Genomic DNA, 16346 nt, shown 5'->3' on the forward strand with positions numbered 1-16346 from the left:
CACATGACGACCAACGACACCCAACTCGGCACCCCAGAACCGGCCCGCCCGCAAGGCCCCAAGGCCCCCGGAGCCAAACGGGACCGGGCCACCGAGGGCCGGGGCAGGCGGGCCGACCAAAACCGGCGGCGGCCCGCCCCCCGGCCCGACCCCCAGCCGGGTACGGCAACCACGACCGCCCGACCGGAGGCGAGTCGACCCGAGCCCGGAGCCACGGCCCGGAGACGGGCCGAACACCCCTCCACACCAAGCCTCACCACGCCCCGACCACACCCGACCCCACCACCCAGCCCCCATCCGAACACCGACCCAGCAGCCACCACGGCCCAACCCGAGACGGATCGACCCGAGCCCGGAGCCACGGCCCCGAGACGAGCCGAACACCCCTCCACACCAAGCCTCACCACGCCCCGACCACACCCGACCCCACCACCCGACACCCATCCGAACACCGACCCAGCAGCCACCACTGCCCAACCCGAGACCGACACGGCAGCCACCACTGCCCAGCCCGGGAGCGACGCGCCAGCCACCGCCCCCGGCCGCCACACCGAGCCCAGCCCCGGCCCCCGAGCCCCCACAGCGGCCCCCGGTGCCACCGCCCCCACCGGCGCCACCGCCATCCCCCGCTCCCCTTCCTCCCCCGCCACCACATCTGACGCCCCCGAGCGTCTCCCCCGCGCCACCCCCTGGCTGGCCCTCGTCGCTCTCGTCTACGCCCTCGTCCAGTTCGTGCTCGTCGTGCCGGCGTTCGCGCACGCGCTCGGTTGGGACGAGGCCGTGTATGTGTCGCAGTACGACCCGCGCGTCCCCGCCGCCTTCTTCAGCGCGCCGCGCTCCCGTGGCATCAGCTTCCTGACCGCGCCGTTCATCGCGGTCACCCCGTCCGTGCCCGTCCTGCGCATCGCGCTCACGCTGCTCTCCTCGGCCGCCCTGTACGCCGCGTTCCGCGTATGGCGTCCCGTCGTCGGGGCCCGTACCACCGCCCTCGCCGCGCTGCTGTTCGCGGGGCTGTGGATCACCCAGATCTCCGGGCCGCAGGCCATGCCCAACCTCTGGGTCGCGTTCGGCTCGGTCGCCGCCACCGGCTGGTTCCTGCGCGCGGTGATCCGGCGCGAACCCCGCGCGAACCTGTGGCTCGCGGGCTGCGTCGCCGTGACCGCCCTGTTCCGCGCTCCGGACGCCGTCTGGCTCGCCCTGCCCCTGATCGCCACGGCCCTGTTCCGCGGCCGCCGCACCCTGCCCTACCTGGTCGGCGGACTCGCGACCGGCCTCGCCCAGTGGGTCGCGGAGGCGTACATCCGTTTCGGGTCCGTACAGGAACGGCTGCACGTGTCGAGCGCCACCGAGGGCGACATGGGCCTGCACCTCAACTTCGACAACGCCTGGTCCAGCCTCAACGGCCCCCTGTTGTGCCGCCCGTGCACGGCGACCCTGGACTCCCCCGGCCTCACCCTGTGGTGGCTGGCCCTGCCCGTCCTCGCCGCCGCCGCACTCGCCTGCGCGGTGCGCGAGCGCCGGCTCCTGGCGACCGCGCTCCCCGTGGCCGTCGCCGCCGCGCTCGCCGTGCCGTATCTACTCATGATCGACTACTCGGCCCCGCGCTTCCTGCTCCCGGCCTACGCGCTCCTCGCCCTGCCGGTCGCGAGCCTGGTCACGTGTCTGACCTCGCGACGCGCCCTCATCCTCGTAGGACTGATCGTCGCGGCGCAGTTCGTCTCGCAGGCCACAGTCCTGACCGAGGTCACCGCAGCAACCGCCACCACGAACCAGCGCTACCGCGCCGCCGCCGACAGCCTGCGCACCCTCGGCCTGCGCCCGCCCTGCCTGGTCTCGGGCCCGCGCGCCCTCCCCATCGCCTACGACGCGGGCTGCGCCTCCGCCCAGATCGACGGCAACAACGTCTCGACGACCGTCGCGGGCATCCTCGGCCGCGCCGCGAAGGTGCCGACCGCCGTCCTCACGGAAAAGGGACAGCGCCCACCGCACTATGCGCGCGACTGGACGCCGTACCCCCTGCACCACACCCGCGGCTGGACGGCCTGGCTCGCGCCGGCCGTCCCGCAGGGCCCTTGACCACTTCTCGCTACGTCCGCAGCGCGGCAAGCTGCCGCTCGAAGGGGATGACGTCGTCGCCCCACTCCACCGGCGCCGGGCGGGCCGCCGCGAGGCCGGTCATGAGCCGCGCGAGCTCACCGCCCGCCCGTTCGACGCGCTGCTCAAGCCCCTCCGCTCCCCAGTCCTGCGACGCCGCGTACACGGCGGTCGGCACGACCACGGCCCGCAGATGCGCGAACAGCGGGCGCATCGCGTGCTCCAGGACGAGCGAGTGCCGCGGCGTCCCGCCGGTCGCCCCGACGAGCACCGGCTTCCCGGTGAGCACGTCCTTGTCGAGCACGTCGAAGAACGACTTGAACAGACCGCTGTACGAGGCCGAGAACACCGGCGACACGGCGATCAGGCCGTCCGCCCCGGCCACCGCGTCGAGCGCCTCCTTGAGGGCGGGCCCGGGGAACCCGGTGACCAGGTTGTGCGCGATCTCGACGGCCAGGTCACGCAGTTCGACGACGGTCACATCGACATCGGCGCCCGCGACCTGCGAGGTCACCGCCTGCGTGAGCCGGTCCGCGAGGATCCTGCTCGACGACGGGGCGCTCAGCCCCGCCGACACGACGACGAGCTTCATACGGACGGCACCTCCTTCTCGTTCTCCCGCTGAGCCTTCAGCTCCGCCTCCGCGACGCGCGACGCGTGCGTCGGCGCGTCCGGCACGTTCGCCGGGCGGCTGTTCGCGAACTCCTTGCGCAGCACCGGGACGACCTCCTCGCCGAGGATGTCGAGCTGCTCCAGGACGGTCTTGAGGGGCAGACCGGCGTGGTCCATCAGGAACAGCTGGCGCTGGTAATCACCGACGTGCTCCCGGAAGCCGAGCGTCCGCTCGATCACCTGCTGCGGGGATCCCACGGTCAGCGGGGTCTGCGAGGTGAAGTCCTCGAGGGAGGGGCCGTGTCCGTAGACGGGCGCGTTGTCGAAGTACGGGCGGAACTCCCGCACCGCGTCCTGCGAGTTCTTACGCATGAACACCTGGCCGCCGAGCCCGACGATCGCCTGCTCGGGGGCGCCGTGCCCGTGGTGGGCGAAGCGCCGGCGGTAGAGGTTCACCATCTGCTTGGTGTGCTCCATCGGCCAGAAGATGTTGTTGTGGAAGAACCCGTCGCCGTAGAACGCGGCCTGCTCGGCGATCTCGGGCGAGCGGATCGAGCCGTGCCACACGAAGGGCGCGACCCCGTCCAGCGGGCGCGGCGTCGAGGTGAAGGACTGCAGCGGCGTACGGAACTTGCCGTCCCATGTCACGACGTCCTCGTCCCACAGGCGGCGCAGCAGGGCGTAGTTCTCGAAGGCGAGGTTGATGCCCTCGCGGATGTCCTTGCCGAACCAGGGGTAGACCGGGCCGGTGTTGCCGCGGCCCATCATCACGTCGACGCGGCCCTCTGCGACGTGCTGGAGCATCGCGAAGTCCTCGGCGATCTTCACCGGGTCGTTCGTCGTGATCAGCGTCGTCGACGTGGACAGGATCAGCTTCTCGGTGCGCGCGGCGAGGTAACCGAGCATCGTGGTCGGCGACGACGGCACGAAGGGCGGGTTGTGGTGCTCGCCGGTCGCGAAGACGTCGAGCCCGACCTCCTCCGCCTTCAGCGCGATGGCGAGCATCGCCTTGATGCGCTCGTGCTCACTCGGCGTACGGCCCGTCGTCGGATCGGCTGTGACGTCACCGACGCTGAAGATCCCGAACTGCATGACTGCTCACCCTTCGAGGTTGTTGATGATTCAACTATACGCTCCAACGGTGATGGTGCCGCCCCTATTCCCGGGCCTCGACCCACGGGCTTCCCCGGCCTCGGCCCACGGGCTTCCCCGGCCTCAGCCCATGGGCCTTCCTCGGGCCCTCAGTGCGCGGACGGAGCCCACCGCGGATCCCGGCCCGTCGCCGCGAGCAGCCGCTCGAACGCCGACGCGTCCGCGGGCTCCGGCACCGCTTCCCCGAACACCCCCATCGACCGCGCCGTCGGCGCCAGCTCGGCGACGGTCCCGGCCAGCCGCTCCACGACGGCGAGCGACTCCCCCTCGGGCACGTACTCCTGCCCGGTCGCCCGCGCCAGGTCCCAGATGTGCACGGTCAGATCGAGCAGCACCATCGAGCCGACCGTGGCCGCCGGCATGTTCATCGCCCCGGTCTTCCCCTCCTCGGCACCCGGCGCCGACCAGGCCGCCACCAGCTTCCGGGCCTCTTCACCGAACCGCTCACGCCAGTCGGGCCCCTCGGCCACCCGGTCCGCGGCGGACTGCGTGAAGTCGGAGTCCTGCTTCGCGGCCAGCCGCTGGAACTGCTCCATCACCTGGAAGACGTGGTTGACCAGGTCCTTCACGTCGTACTCCGCGCACGGCGTCGCCGCTTCGAGACGGTCGTCGGGCAGGGCGCGGACGACCGGGACGGCCCGCTCCGCGGCCACGCCCAGAAGATCACCGATGCCGCGCGGGTTCTCCTGGCTGTCGTTGTTCTCGTGAGTCTCGTTGTTCTCGTGGATGTCCTTCATGCCGCCAAGCTACGAGCCAGAACCCGGCCCGTCCTGGAGAACGGCGACATACGATCCGGCTCGTCACCGATGAGCCGATGACGCACAGCACCGAACACAGGACGGCCGCGGAAATGATGACGGACATAGGCCTCGTGCCCTGGACGGACGACGACTTCGATCTCCTGCTCAAGAACAACGCGCCCGAGATGACGGCCCACCTCGGCGGCCCCGAGACCCTCGACCACCTCATGGACCGCCACCGTCGCTACCTCGCCCTGTCCACGCTCGACGGGCACGGCCGGATGTTCCGCATCACCGCGGGACCCGACGCCCCCGCGGCCGGCTCCATCGGCTACTGGGCGACACCGTGGCAGGGCGAACGGGTCTGGGAGACCGGCTGGGGCGTCCTGCCCGGCTACCAGGGCCGCGGCATCGCCGCCGCGGCCGCCCGCCTCGTCGCCGCCCACGCGGCCGCCGACCGGGCGCGCCTGCGCCATCTGCACGCGTTCCCGCCCGTCGACCACCCCGCGTCGAACGGCGTCTGCCGCAGCGCGGGCTTCACTCTGCGCGGCCCCTGCGACCTCGAGTACCCGAAGGGCCGCGCGATCCGCTGCCACGACTGGCACCTCGACCTGCGGACCCTCAGCCGAGCTTCTTCGTGAAGTGGAACGCCGTGATGTCCATACGCTCCCGCAGATAGAAGCGGTGCGCGTCCGTCCGGCGCGTCCCCGAGTCCAACTGGAGTGTGCGGCAGCCCAGTTCGCGCGCCCGATCCTCCAGATACGCGAGCAGCGCCCGGCCCACGCCGCCCGACCTGGCCCGCTCGGCGGTCACCAGATCGTCGACGTACAGCTTGCGCAGCGCGCTCGTGTTGGCGGCCACGCGCCACCCCGCGACGCCCGCGCACGACCCGTCGTCGGTGTACGCGGCCGTGAACCGCAGCCCCTGCGGATACCCCTCTGCGTACACCTCGGAGAACAGGGCGCCGGTCAGGTGCGGGCGCAGCTCCTGGAGCACGGGCAGGACCTCGGCGCCTAGGCGCGGATCGCCGGGCTCCATGTCTGTGATCTTCATACCCGAACGATAGGAGCCACGTCCGGGACCCCACACCCCTGTCTCAGAAGCGGCACCAGCTCAGAAGTGTCAGGGGTGTCAGGAGTGTCAGAAGTAGTAGACGTCCCCGGTGTCCAGGGCCAGGACCTGATGGGTGCTGTTCTGCGGATTGTGGTCCGCCGACCCGCCGCTCCAGATCGTGTCGATCCGCACCGTCACCTCCGAAGGCGCCCCCGCCAGCCGCACCGGCACCCTGATCCGCCCGCCCCTGCTGTCCGCCGGCAGCGCGCCCGTACGGCACAGCACCGTCCGCGCGTCCGCCCGCACACACATCGGCGGCAGCCACCGCGCGTCCGCGACCGGCGCCGACCAGCGCAGCCGCACCGTGGCGTCGGTCACCGCCGACGGACCGTGGTTCTGCGGGATCAGCCAGGTCTCCACCCGGCCCCGGGACATGGTGACCTGCCCGTGATACGCCAGATCGACCTCCGGAACGGACCGCGGCACAGGCCCGTCGGCAACGGCGGGACCAGCCCCCAGCACCACGACAGCGCTCAGCCCCACAACCCCGAGCCCACACCCGACCCCACGGCCTGCACCACGCCCAATTCCACGCCTCACCAGCATGTTCTCTCCGCCCTCTAGTCCACCGCCGCAGATCACCGACCAGGAGTCACCGACCACGAGTCACCGGTCACGCATCACCGGTTCACGGTCAGGCGGGTCTTCTGATGTATCCCACGCATCCCGCCCCGCAGGCGCCGTCCAACAGGTGACGGTGTGGCGGCCGCGCACGAGCGTCATGGCAGCCTGTCCCGCATGCTCGTCGCCCGCTCCGCGCTCCTCTTCGTCGTCGCCGCCCTCTTCGAGATCGGCGGCGCCTGGCTCGTCTGGCAAGGCGTACGCGAACACAGGGGATGGGCGTGGATCGGCGCCGGCGTCATCGCCCTCGGCATCTACGGATTCGTGGCCACGCTCCAGCCCGACGGCGAGTTCGGCCGCATCCTCGCCGCGTACGGAGGCGTCTTCGTCGCGGGCTCGATCGCCTGGGGCATGGTCGCGGACGGCTACCGGCCCGACCGCTGGGACGTCACCGGAGCCCTCATCTGCCTGGCCGGCATGGCCGTGATCATGTACGCGCCCCGGGGCGGCCGGTGACACCACCGCGCGCCGCCTGCCTATCCTGGCGGGAGTCGATCGCCCGTCCGAGGAGACAAGCCATGACCGCCGCCGCGCCCGCAGCCGCCTCCCGCATCGCCATCATCACCGGCGCAAGCAGCGGAATCGGCGCAGCCACCGCACGTCAGCTGGCGGCAGCCGGATACCGGGTCGTGCTCACCGCGCGCCGCAAGGACCGTATCGAGGCCCTGGCCGCGGAGATCAACGACGCGGGCCACCAGGCTGCGGCCTACGCGCTCGACATCACGGACCGCGCCGCGGTCGACGAGTTCGCCACGGCCTTCAAGACCATCGGCGTCCTCGTGAACAACGCGGGCGGCGCGCTCGGCGCGGACCCCGTGGCGACGGGTGACCCCGCCGAGTGGCGCCAGATGTACGAGACGAACGTCATCGGCACGCTGAACGTCACGCAGGCCCTGCTCCCCGCGCTCACCGCGAGCGGCGACGGCACCGTCGTCGTCCTCTCCTCCACCGCCGGCCTCAGCACGTACGAGGGCGGCGCCGGCTACGTGGCCGCCAAGCACGCCGAGCACGTCCTCGCCGAGACCCTGCGCCTGGAGATCGTCGGCACCCCGGTCCGCGTCATCGAGGTCGCGCCCGGCATGGTCAAGACCGAGGAGTTCGCCCTCACCCGCTTCGGCGGCGACACCGAGAAGGCCGAGAAGGTCTACGCGGGCGTCGCCGAACCGCTCTCGGCGGACGACGTGGCCGACACCATCACCTGGGCGGTCACCCGCCCCAGCCACGTGAACATCGACCTGCTCGTCGTCCGCCCCCGCGCCCAGGCCTCCAACACCAAGGTCCACAGGGAGCTGTGATGCCCCCGGAACCCCCGGACCCGCTGGAGATCCTGGAGCGCGAGGCGGACGAGCGCCGCCGCGCAGAGGAAAAGCGCGGCGAACGCCACATGTGGTGGTACCTGGCCTACTTCCTCTTCGGCATCCACCTGGTCGCCCTGGTCATGATCTACGCGGTCACGCACGCGAAGTAGGCGCGCGGGCCGAGGGCGGTTCAGCCCTTGACGCAGACGACCTGCTTCAGCTTCGCGACGACCTCGACGAGATCGCGCTGCTGGTCGATGACCTTCTCGATCGGCTTGTACGCGCCCGGGATCTCGTCCACGACGCCGGAGTCCTTACGGCACTCCACGCCCCGCGTCTGCTCCTCCAGGTCCTTCGTCGAGAACTGCTTCTTCGCGGCGTTCCGGCTCATCCTGCGGCCGGCGCCGTGCGACGCCGAGTTGAACGACGCCATGTTCCCGAGGCCCTTCACGATGTACGAGCCCGTGCCCATCGAGCCCGGGATGATCCCGTACTCACCGGAACCCGCGCGGATCGCGCCCTTCCGGGTGACGAGCAGGTCCATGCCGTCGTAGCGCTCCTCCGACACGTAGTTGTGGTGGCAGGAGATGACCGGCTCGAACGTCGGCTTCGCCTTCTTGAACTCGCGGCGAATCACGTCCAGGGAGAGCGCCATCATGACCGCGCGGTTGTACTTCGCGTACTCCTGCGCCCAGAACAGATCGTTCCGGTACGCCGCCATCTGCGGGGTCTGCGCAATGAACACCGCGAGGTCGCGGTCGACCAGACCCTGGTTGTGCGCGAGCTTCTGCGCGACGCCGATGTGGTGGTCGGCCAGCTCCTTGCCGATGTTCCGCGAACCCGAATGGAGCATGACCCAGACAGAATTGTCCGTATCGAGGCAAAACTCCCAGAAATGATTTCCGGAGCCGAGCGTCCCCATCTGCTTTGCGGCGCGCTCCTCGCGGAACTTCACCGCGTCCGCGATGCCCTCGAACCGGCCCCAGAAGTCGTCCCAGGCCCCCGTGCCGAAGCCGTGCAGCCGCCCCGGATCCACCGGCTCGTCGTGCATGCCGCGGCCCACCGGGATCGCCTGTTCGATCTTCGAGCGGAGCCGGGACAGGTCACCAGGCAGGTCATTCGCCGTCAGGGACGTCTTCACCGCCGACATGCCGCAGCCGATGTCCACGCCCACCGCCGCCGGGCAGACCGCGCCGTGCATCGCGATGACCGAGCCGACCGTCGCACCCTTGCCGAAGTGCACATCGGGCATCACTGCCAGACCCTTGATCCACGGCAGCGTCGAGACATTGCGCAGCTGCTGCATCGCCACGTCCTCGACCGACGCCGGATCCGTCCACATCCGGATCGGGACCTTCGCCCCCGGAACCTCTACATACGACATAGTGTCCTCGTTTCCCCCGTACGCTCCCGTACGTTCGCGTACCCAATCAAAAGTCAGTAATCGCAAATACCGGCGCCAAGGTCGACGAATGGGATATCGGACCGGCGTTCACAGCAGTGCGTGCGATACACATTGTGTCCATCGGCCGTCCTGTGACGGCAACCGAATATGCGCGTCCGACGACGTGTCACCTTGTCGAGAGGGGCCATCACCGTGCAGCGGAAGGCGTACGTACCCGGCGTCGCCGCGCTCCTCGCAGCGCTGCTCACCGGCTGCACCGGAGGTTCGGGTGCCACCGGTGACGCGACCGACTCCAAGCCCGGCGACGTCGGCACCAGCGCCGCGGCCGCCCGGCCCGGCAAGTACCGCACCCTGCCCGAGCCGTGCCGTCAGCCCGACAAGGGCACCCTCGACAAGATGCTGCCCGGCATCAAGGAGCTCCCCGAGGGCGACCAGCGCGACAAGGCGTACGAGGGCGCGGCCACGGTCACGTACGACACGGACCGGCGCGTGGGCTGCCGCTGGAAGGACGACGGGGCGGACGCGACGCATCTTCTGCTGGTCGACTTCGAGCGGGTCGTGTCCTACGACAACGCGGTGAGCGACGACACGGAAGCCGTCGAGGTCTTCGCTTCGAAGCAGACCGAGGCGCATCTGCCGGACCCGGTCCCCACGGACCCGACGTCGCCGACCACCTCCCACTCCTCCTCCGCCGGCACCGACAAGGACACCGCGGACGCCGAGAACGGCACGGCGGACGAGGAGAAGAACTCGAACAAGACGGGCGAAGAGGGTTCCGACGAGGCGTCGGTCGACCCCTCGTCGAGCCCGTCGGACGACTCCGTGCCCGGCGCTGACCTGCGGCCCCGCGCTCTCGAGGGACTGGCCGACGAGGCGTTCCTCAACGACCAGCTGACGGCGTCCGCGTCCGCGGGCGGCCACCGCACGGTGACTGTGGTGTTCCGCACGTCCAACGTCATCGTGACCGTCGAGTACGAGCAGCAGCCGGGCACCTCCGCGGAGGTGCCGGACAGCAAGGAAATGCAGGACAGGGCGCGGGAACTGGCCCGCAAACTGGCCGGGACGCTGAGCGAGTAACCGGTGGTACGGCGGGCGCGCGGGTCCGCGGAAGCGGAGCCGCGCGGCCCGGCTTGGGCGTACGGTGGCCCATCGGACCCGGGCCGCACCTCTCGGGTACGTACCAGGCAAACCGGAGAATAAGGAACCATGCACCGACCGACCAAGCGACTCACCCGCATATTTGTCTGCGCAGCCGCCGTGCCGGTGATCCTCGTGGCATCCGGCTGCTCCTCCGACTCGGACTCCGGCGACGGGGCCGACAAGGGCTCTTCGAAGGCGTCGGCGTCCGCGAGTGACGCGGCCGCCAAGGTGAAGGCGGCGGCGTACGACTCGCTGCCGCAGCCGTGTGCCGCGATCTCGAAGAAGACGCTCGACTCTCTCGTTCCGGAGGCGAAGTCGGGCAAGGCGGGCTCCTCCGACGACGAGTCGGTGCGGGGCACCTGCTCCTGGTCGAGCCTCGACAACAAGGGCGTGAAGGGTTCGCAGTTCCGCTGGCTGAACGCGTCGCTGATGCGCTTCGACTCGGACGCGGCGCGCGGCAGCGGCAACAAGCTGGCCCACGCCTACTTCACGAAGCAGGTGACCGACGCGCAGTCCGTGGACGGCGCGAAGTCCCCGAAGTCGGAGCCGGTCAGCGGCACGGGCGACGAGGCGACGGCGGTGACGTACGAGCTGAAGAAGAAGGAAGGCACCTTCAAGCAGCAGACGGTCGTCGCGCGGGTCGAGAACGTCGTCGTGACGATCGACTACAACGGTGCGGGTCTCGCGGGCGAGCAGACGCCGGGCGCCGACGAGCTGGTGAAGGACGCCGAGAAGGCCGCGAAGGAAGCCGTCGCGGCGGTCGTCGCGGCGAACGGGGCGGGTGGCTCGGACACCGCCGGTTCCGCCTCGGCGAAGCCGTCGGACAAGACCTCCGCGAAGCCGTCGGCAAAGCCGTCCGAGAAGTCCTCCGCGAAGACTTCCTCGAAGCCGTCGGCCAAGTCTTCGGACGAGCCCTCGGACAAGGCGTCCGCGAAGTCGTGACCAAGTAGGCATCCGGCCGCCAAGTGGCCCTCCGTGGCCACCGGTCGGCATCCGGCAGGCCCCAACTCACTTTCCGGTCACGCCTTTTGCGGAGCCCGGTCCCTTATGGGGCCGGGCTCCCGCCGTACCCGGCCACGGGCCGCCACGCCGATGTGCGAGGCTGTTGCGCGCAACAAGGCGTACAGGGAGGGGAGCACGTGTGGCCGCGCCACAGCTGACACGGACGCACCGCATACTCATCGGCGTGGTCGTCGCCGGTGCGGTGGTCATCGCCGGCATCGGTTTCGCGGGTTCGTACGCGGCCGTTCGCTCACTCGCGCTCCAGAAGGGGTTCGGGAACTTCAGTTATGTGTTCCCGATCGGCATCGACGCGGGTATCTGCGTACTGCTCGCCCTGGACCTGCTGCTGACCTGGATCCGGATACCGTTCCCGCTGCTGCGCCAGACGGCGTGGCTGCTGACCGCCGCGACGATCGCGTTCAACGGCGCGGCCGCGTGGCCGGACCCCCTCGGCGTCGGCATGCACGCCGTCATCCCGATCCTGTTCGTCGTCTCGGTCGAGGCGGCGCGGCACGCGGTGGGCCGGATCGCGGACATCACGGCCGACAAGCACATGGAGGGCGTGCGCCTCACGCGCTGGCTGCTCTCCCCGCTGCCCACGTTCCTGCTGTGGCGCCGCATGAAGCTGTGGGAGCTGCGCAGCTACGAGGCCGTCATCAAGCTGGAGCAGGAGCGGCTCGTCTACCAGGCGCGGCTGCGGTCCCGCTTCGGCCGGAGCTGGCGCCGCAAGGCTCCCGTCGAGTCCTTGATGCCGCTGCGCCTGGCGCGCTACGGCGTCCCGCTCGCGGAGACCGCCCCCTCGGGCCTGGCCGCCGCCGGCATCGAGCCGGCGCTGCTGCCCCCGGCACCGGCACCGGCCGCCCCCGTTCCCGCCCCCGTTCCCGAGCTGGAGCGTCCCGCTCCGGCAGCCACCGCTCCGCAGCCGGCTCCAGTGGAGCCCGGGACTCCGGCCGAGGCGGCGGCCGCCGCTGCCGCTGCCGCTGCCGCTGCCGCCGGCGAGGAGTCGAGCCCGTGGTTCGCGCCCCCGCCGCAGGCGATGTCGTACGACGGTGGCTACGACCCGACATACGACCCCGAGCAGCAGTACGAGCAGTGGTACGAGGAGCAGCCTCCGGCCGAGGCCTTCATCCCTGCGCAGTCGGTCCAGGAGCCGGAGTTTCCCGTTCCGTCCGGGCCCAACCGCACGCGCCAGCTCGGTGAGGGGATCACGGAGACCGGCGACGCGGCGCCGAGCGACGAGGACCTCTACCAGGTGTTCCGGAAGTCGATAGACGGCGAAGGCGGCCCCACGCCCGGCACGTTCCACGCGAACGTCGAGGCGACGTACGGGCTGAATCTGGAGCAGCGTGAACTGCAGCGCTACATGGAGGCGTTCATGCAGCGCCTGAACAGCGAGTTCATCGAGGACCACATCGCCTGACCCGCCGTATGCGCGAAAGGGCCGCACCGGAGCATCCGGTGCGGCCCTTTCCCCGCTTACGCGCCGAGCAGCTTGCGCACCCGGTCCGCGCCCACGGCGAGCAGCAGCGTGGGCAGCCGCGGCCCGGTGTCACGGCCGACGAGCAGGTCGTACAGAAGCGCGAAGAACGACCGCTGGGCCGTCTTGATCTCCGGCGGCAGCTCCTTCGGCGTCGCGTCCGGCGAGAAACCCGCCCGGACCTTCGGCACGCCGTAGACGAGGTGCGTCAGGCCGTCGAGGGACCAGTGCGAGTCCAGGCCGTCGAGGAGGAGCCGCAGCGACTCACGGGCCTCGTCGTCGAGCGCGGCCAGCGCCTGCGTGTCCGGCTCTTCGCGCACCAGGGTGCGCGACTCGGCGGGCACGTACTTGCTGATCCACGCCTCGGCCCGGTCCAGCCTCGGCCGTACCTCGTCGAGCGCGGTGACCGGGTTCTCCGGGTCGAGCTCGCTGAGGATGCGCAGCGTCTGGTCCTCGGCGCCGGCGGTGATGTCGGCGACGGAGGCCAGGGTGCGGTACGGCAACGGCCGCGGGGTGCGCGGCAGTTCACCGGCCGCGGTGCCCACGGCGCGCGTGTACGCGGCGGCGTCCGCCGGCAGGACGGAGCCGTCGGCGACCTTGGAGGCGAGCTTGTCCCACTCGTCGTAGAGCCGCTGGATCTCCTGGTCGAAGGCGATCTTGAACGACTGGTTGGGCCGGCGACGGGCGTACAGCCAGCGCAGGAGCTGCGGCTCCATGATCTGGAGCGCGTCGGCCGGGGTCGGGACCCCGCCCTTGCTGGACGACATCTTCGCCATGCCGCTGATGCCGACGAACGCGTACATCGGGCCGATCGGCTGCTTGCCGCCGAAGATCCCGACGATCTGCCCGCCGACCTGGAACGACGAGCCCGGGGACGAGTGGTCGACACCGGACGGCTCGAAGATCACGCCTTCGAACGCCCAGCGCATCGGCCAGTCGACCTTCCAGACCAGCTTGCCGCGGTTGAACTCGCTCAGCCGGACCGTCTCGCTGTGGCCGTCGAGCGTGCAGGTGTAGGACAGCTCCGTCGTCTCGTCGTCGTACGACGTGACGGTGGTCAGGTCCTTGCCGCACTCGCCGCAGAACGGCTTGTACGGGTAGTAGCCGCCCGCGCCGCCGCTGCCGTCGTCCTCGTTCGCCGCGCCGGAGCCCTCGGCGGCCTCCAGCTCGGCCTCGTCGACCGGCTTCTGCTGCTTCTGCTGCTGCTTCGGCGGGGCCTTCTTGGTCCGGTACTGGTCGAGGATCGCGTCGATGTCGCCGCGGTGCTTCATCGCGTGCAGGATCTGCTCGCGGTAGACACCCGACGTGTACTGCTCGGTCTGGCTGATGCCGTCGAACTCGACGCCCAGGTCGCCGAGCGCCCCGGTCATCGCGGCCTTGAAGTGCTCCGCCCAGTTCGGGAACGCCGACCCGGCGGGCGCCGGGACCGACGTGAGCGGCTTGCCGATGTGATCGGCCCAGGACTCGTCGACGCCGGGGACACCGGCCGGGACCTTGCGGTACCGGTCGAAGTCGTCCCAGGAGATCAGGTGCCGGACCTCGTACCCGCGGCGGCGGACCTCGTCGGCGACCAGGTGCGGGGTCATGACCTCGCGCAGGTTCCCCAGGTGGATGGGGCCGGACGGGGAGAGTCCGGACGCGACGACGACCGGTTTGCCCGGGGCACGACGCTCCGACTCGGCAATGACCTCGTCCGCGTAACGGGAGACCCAGTCGGCGGTCTCTGTGCTCTGAGCCACGATCGGCACGTCCTTCTTCCTCATACGTGGTGTGCGTCAGGGACGCCTGACCGTTCCATTCTCCCAGCTGCGCCCCCATCCGCGAAAACCGCTTTTCACCGCGTGGGATACTGAGCTTCTCTGTATATGGAGAAACCCAGGCACCCGAGCAGAACGGCACCTCACCCATGGCCTCGGTCACGTCCCTCACCGCTTCCGTCCACCAGCGTCTCGCGGACGCCCTCTCGGCTGCCCTGCCGGAGGCCGGCGCCGCCGACCCGCTGCTGCGACGAAGTGACCGGGCCGACTTCCAGGCCAACGGGATCCTGGCCCTCGCGAAGAAGGCGAAGGCGAACCCGCGCGAGCTCGCCGCGACCGTCCTGGACGCTCTCCCGGCCAACGACGTGATCAAGGACGTCGAGGTCTCGGGCCCCGGCTTCCTGAACATCACGATCGCCGACAAGGCCATCATCGAGACCCTCGCCGCCCGCGCCGCCGACGACCGCCTCGGCGTGCCGCTCCAGGAGGACGCGGGCACGACGGTCATCGACTACGCCCAGCCGAACGTGGCTAAGGAGATGCACGTCGGCCACCTGCGCTCCGCCGTGATCGGCGCCGCGATGGTCGAGATCCTGGAGTTCACCGGCGAGAAGGTCGTCCGGCGCCACCACATCGGCGACTGGGGCACCCAGTTCGGCATGCTCATCCAGTACCTCCTCGAGCACCCGCACGAGCTGGACCACGAGGGCGGCAAGGAGGACGGCGAGGCGGCCATGTCGTCGCTGAACCGGCTCTACAAGGCCTCGCGCGCGCTCTTCGACTCCGACGAGGAGTTCAAGGCCCGCTCGCGGGACCGCGTCGTGGCCCTCCAGGCCGGGGACGCGGAGACCCTCGCCCTGTGGCAGCGGTTCGTCGACGAGTCGAAGATCTACTTCTACTCGGTCTTCAACAAGCTCGACATGCAGATCGACGACCCGGACGTGGTCGGCGAGTCCGGCTACAACGACATGCTCGAGGAGACCTGCCGGATCCTGGAGGACTCGGGCGTCGCGGTCCGCTCCGAGGGTGCGCTGTGCGTCTTCTTCGACGACGTCCTGGGCCCCGACGGCAACAAGGTCCCCCTGATCGTCAAGAAGTCGAACGGCGGCTACGGCTACGCCGCCACCGACCTCTCCGCGATCCGGGACCGCGTCCAGAACCTCAAGGCGTCGACGCTCCTGTACGTCGTGGACGCCCGGCAGTCGCTGCACTTCAAGATGGTCTTCGAGACGGCCCGCCGCGCCGGCTGGCTGAACGAGGACGTGAAGGCGCACCAGCTGGCCTTCGGCACGGTCCTCGGCAAGGACGGCAAGCCGTTCAAGACCCGTGAGGGCGAGACGGTGCGCCTGGTGGACCTCCTCGACGAGGCGATCGACCGGGCCACGGCCGTCGTGCGCGAGAAGGCGGAGAAGGTGGGCCTGGCCGAGGAGGAGATCGTCGAGAACGGCACGTACGTCGGCATCGGCGCGGTCAAGTACGCCGACCTGTCGACCTCCGCCGTGCGCGACTACAAGTTCGACCTGGACCAGATGGTGTCGCTGAACGGCGACACGAGCGTGTACCTCCAGTACGCGTACGCCCGTATCCGGTCGATCTTCGGCAAGGCGGGCGACCGCAGGCCCGTCGCGCACCCGGAGCTCGAACTGGCCCCGGCGGAGCGGGCGCTCGGCCTGCACCTGGACCAGTTCGGCGAGATGCTGGCCGAGGTCGCGTCGTCGTACGAGCCGCACAAGCTGGCCGCGTACCTGTACCAGCTGGCGTCCCTGTACACGACGTTCTACGACCAGTGCCCGGTCGTGAAGCCCGCGCCCGCGCCGGAGGTCGCCGAGAACCGGCTGTTCCTGTGCGACCTGACGGCCCGCACGCTGCACCAGGGCATGGCGCTCCTGGGCATCAGGACGCCCGAGCGCCTCTGACCTTTCCTCGGTCTTCCGG

At 70.4% G+C, this 16346-nt stretch carries 16 protein-coding genes; 9 read left to right on the forward strand and 7 right to left on the reverse strand.

Annotation, left to right across the window (positions count from 1 at the left end; genetic code table 11):
* Positions 1–3: 3 nt before the first annotated feature.
* Positions 4–2076 carry a hypothetical protein gene (locus tag OG698_RS21910; RefSeq protein ID WP_406104863.1) on the forward strand — a complete coding sequence of 691 codons (2073 nt, stop codon included), beginning with the start codon at positions 4–6 and terminating at the stop codon, positions 2074–2076.
* A gap of 10 nt (positions 2077–2086) precedes the next feature.
* Here the strand turns inward: OG698_RS21910 and OG698_RS21915 are convergent, their stop codons facing one another.
* From OG698_RS21915 to OG698_RS21925, 3 genes are all read right to left on the reverse strand, one after another.
* A complete protein-coding gene (locus OG698_RS21915; RefSeq protein WP_406104865.1) occupies positions 2087–2686 on the reverse strand; it encodes an FMN reductase in 600 nt (199 codons plus the stop codon).
* A complete protein-coding gene (locus OG698_RS21920; RefSeq protein ID WP_406104866.1) occupies positions 2683–3798 on the reverse strand; it encodes an LLM class flavin-dependent oxidoreductase in 1116 nt (371 codons plus the stop codon). The genes OG698_RS21915 and OG698_RS21920 overlap by 4 nt, the downstream gene beginning before the upstream one ends.
* A gap of 149 nt (positions 3799–3947) precedes the next feature.
* Positions 3948–4595: a TIGR03086 family metal-binding protein gene (locus OG698_RS21925; protein WP_406104868.1), complete on the reverse strand. Its 648-nt coding sequence runs from the start codon at positions 4593–4595 to the stop codon at positions 3948–3950.
* A gap of 77 nt (positions 4596–4672) precedes the next feature.
* Between OG698_RS21925 and OG698_RS21930 the strand changes: the two genes are divergently transcribed.
* On the forward strand, positions 4673–5239 hold the full coding sequence (locus OG698_RS21930; RefSeq protein WP_406104870.1) for a GNAT family N-acetyltransferase: 567 nt from the start codon (positions 4673–4675) through the stop codon (positions 5237–5239).
* Here the strand turns inward: OG698_RS21930 and OG698_RS21935 are convergent.
* Both OG698_RS21935 and OG698_RS21940 read right to left on the reverse strand, forming a co-directional pair.
* Positions 5220–5651, reverse strand: coding sequence for a GNAT family N-acetyltransferase (locus tag OG698_RS21935; protein WP_406104872.1), 432 nt, complete (start codon positions 5649–5651; stop codon positions 5220–5222). The genes OG698_RS21930 and OG698_RS21935 overlap by 20 nt on opposite strands.
* An 87-nt stretch (positions 5652–5738) precedes the next feature.
* Positions 5739–6086 carry a hypothetical protein gene (locus OG698_RS21940; protein ID WP_406104873.1) on the reverse strand — a complete coding sequence of 116 codons (348 nt, stop codon included), beginning with the start codon at positions 6084–6086 and terminating at the stop codon, positions 5739–5741.
* 363 nt (positions 6087–6449) lie between these two features.
* On the opposite strand from OG698_RS21940, the gene OG698_RS21945 reads away from it, so the two are divergent.
* From OG698_RS21945 to OG698_RS21955, 3 genes are all read left to right on the forward strand, one after another.
* Entirely contained in the window at positions 6450–6788 is a 339-nt protein-coding gene (locus OG698_RS21945) for a YnfA family protein (protein WP_389547109.1), read from the forward strand.
* Between the two features lie 62 nt (positions 6789–6850).
* The gene (locus OG698_RS21950; protein WP_399970985.1) at positions 6851–7627 is read left to right on the forward strand and encodes an SDR family NAD(P)-dependent oxidoreductase; all 777 of its coding nucleotides are present in this window, start codon (positions 6851–6853) and stop codon (positions 7625–7627) included.
* Positions 7627–7800: a hypothetical protein gene (locus tag OG698_RS21955; RefSeq protein ID WP_329571447.1), complete on the forward strand. Its 174-nt coding sequence runs from the start codon at positions 7627–7629 to the stop codon at positions 7798–7800. The genes OG698_RS21950 and OG698_RS21955 overlap by 1 nt, the downstream gene beginning before the upstream one ends.
* Positions 7801–7820: 20 nt before the next feature.
* On the opposite strand, the gene OG698_RS21960 is transcribed toward OG698_RS21955, so the two are convergent.
* Positions 7821–9014: an RtcB family protein gene (locus OG698_RS21960; protein ID WP_406104876.1), complete on the reverse strand. Its 1194-nt coding sequence runs from the start codon at positions 9012–9014 to the stop codon at positions 7821–7823.
* Between the two features lie 213 nt (positions 9015–9227).
* Between OG698_RS21960 and OG698_RS21965 the strand changes: the two genes are divergently transcribed.
* The 3 genes from OG698_RS21965 (at position 9228) to OG698_RS21975 (ending at position 12597) form a co-directional block, all read left to right on the forward strand.
* The gene (locus OG698_RS21965; RefSeq protein ID WP_406104878.1) at positions 9228–10112 is read left to right on the forward strand and encodes a DUF3558 domain-containing protein; all 885 of its coding nucleotides are present in this window, start codon (positions 9228–9230) and stop codon (positions 10110–10112) included.
* Between the two features lie 129 nt (positions 10113–10241).
* Entirely contained in the window at positions 10242–11117 is an 876-nt protein-coding gene (locus tag OG698_RS21970; protein ID WP_406104880.1) for a DUF3558 domain-containing protein, read from the forward strand.
* A 199-nt stretch (positions 11118–11316) separates the two neighbouring features.
* Positions 11317–12597, forward strand: coding sequence for a DUF2637 domain-containing protein (locus OG698_RS21975; RefSeq protein ID WP_406104882.1), 1281 nt, complete (start codon positions 11317–11319; stop codon positions 12595–12597).
* A gap of 56 nt (positions 12598–12653) precedes the next feature.
* On the opposite strand, the gene lysS is transcribed toward OG698_RS21975, so the two are convergent.
* Positions 12654–14402, reverse strand: a complete 1749-nt coding sequence (gene lysS / locus OG698_RS21980) for a lysine--tRNA ligase (protein ID WP_406104883.1) — start codon at positions 14400–14402, stop codon at positions 12654–12656.
* A gap of 158 nt (positions 14403–14560) precedes the next feature.
* Here lysS and argS point away from each other — a divergent pair, with 158 nt between their 5' ends.
* A complete protein-coding gene (argS, locus tag OG698_RS21985) occupies positions 14561–16327 on the forward strand; it encodes an arginine--tRNA ligase (protein ID WP_406104885.1) in 1767 nt (588 codons plus the stop codon).
* Positions 16328–16346 lie beyond the last annotated feature (19 nt).

Source organism: Streptomyces sp. NBC_01003, from assembly GCF_045162695.1.
In the GTDB taxonomy this organism is placed as follows: domain Bacteria; phylum Actinomycetota; class Actinomycetes; order Streptomycetales; family Streptomycetaceae; genus Streptomyces.

What these genes read in the sequence shown, in the direction of transcription:
- OG698_RS21935 (WP_406104872.1), bottom strand. Translation starts at nt 5,651, where the DNA reads ATGAAGATCACAGACATGGAGCCCGGCGATCCGCGCCTAGGCGCCGAG.
- OG698_RS21920 (WP_406104866.1), bottom strand. Translation starts at nt 3,798, where the DNA reads ATGCAGTTCGGGATCTTCAGCGTCGGTGACGTCACAGCCGATCCGACG.
- OG698_RS21925 (WP_406104868.1), bottom strand. Translation starts at nt 4,595, where the DNA reads ATGAAGGACATCCACGAGAACAACGAGACTCACGAGAACAACGACAGC.
- OG698_RS21945 (WP_389547109.1), top strand. Translation starts at nt 6,450, where the DNA reads ATGCTCGTCGCCCGCTCCGCGCTCCTCTTCGTCGTCGCCGCCCTCTTC.
- OG698_RS21955 (WP_329571447.1), top strand. Translation starts at nt 7,627, where the DNA reads ATGCCCCCGGAACCCCCGGACCCGCTGGAGATCCTGGAGCGCGAGGCG.
- OG698_RS21960 (WP_406104876.1), bottom strand. Translation starts at nt 9,014, where the DNA reads ATGTCGTATGTAGAGGTTCCGGGGGCGAAGGTCCCGATCCGGATGTGG.
- OG698_RS21950 (WP_399970985.1), top strand. Translation starts at nt 6,851, where the DNA reads ATGACCGCCGCCGCGCCCGCAGCCGCCTCCCGCATCGCCATCATCACC.
- OG698_RS21940 (WP_406104873.1), bottom strand. Translation starts at nt 6,086, where the DNA reads ATGTCCCGGGGCCGGGTGGAGACCTGGCTGATCCCGCAGAACCACGGT.
- OG698_RS21910 (WP_406104863.1), top strand. Translation starts at nt 4, where the DNA reads ATGACGACCAACGACACCCAACTCGGCACCCCAGAACCGGCCCGCCCG.
- OG698_RS21970 (WP_406104880.1), top strand. Translation starts at nt 10,242, where the DNA reads ATGCACCGACCGACCAAGCGACTCACCCGCATATTTGTCTGCGCAGCC.
- argS (WP_406104885.1), top strand. Translation starts at nt 14,561, where the DNA reads ATGGCCTCGGTCACGTCCCTCACCGCTTCCGTCCACCAGCGTCTCGCG.
- OG698_RS21915 (WP_406104865.1), bottom strand. Translation starts at nt 2,686, where the DNA reads ATGAAGCTCGTCGTCGTGTCGGCGGGGCTGAGCGCCCCGTCGTCGAGC.
- OG698_RS21930 (WP_406104870.1), top strand. Translation starts at nt 4,673, where the DNA reads ATGACGCACAGCACCGAACACAGGACGGCCGCGGAAATGATGACGGAC.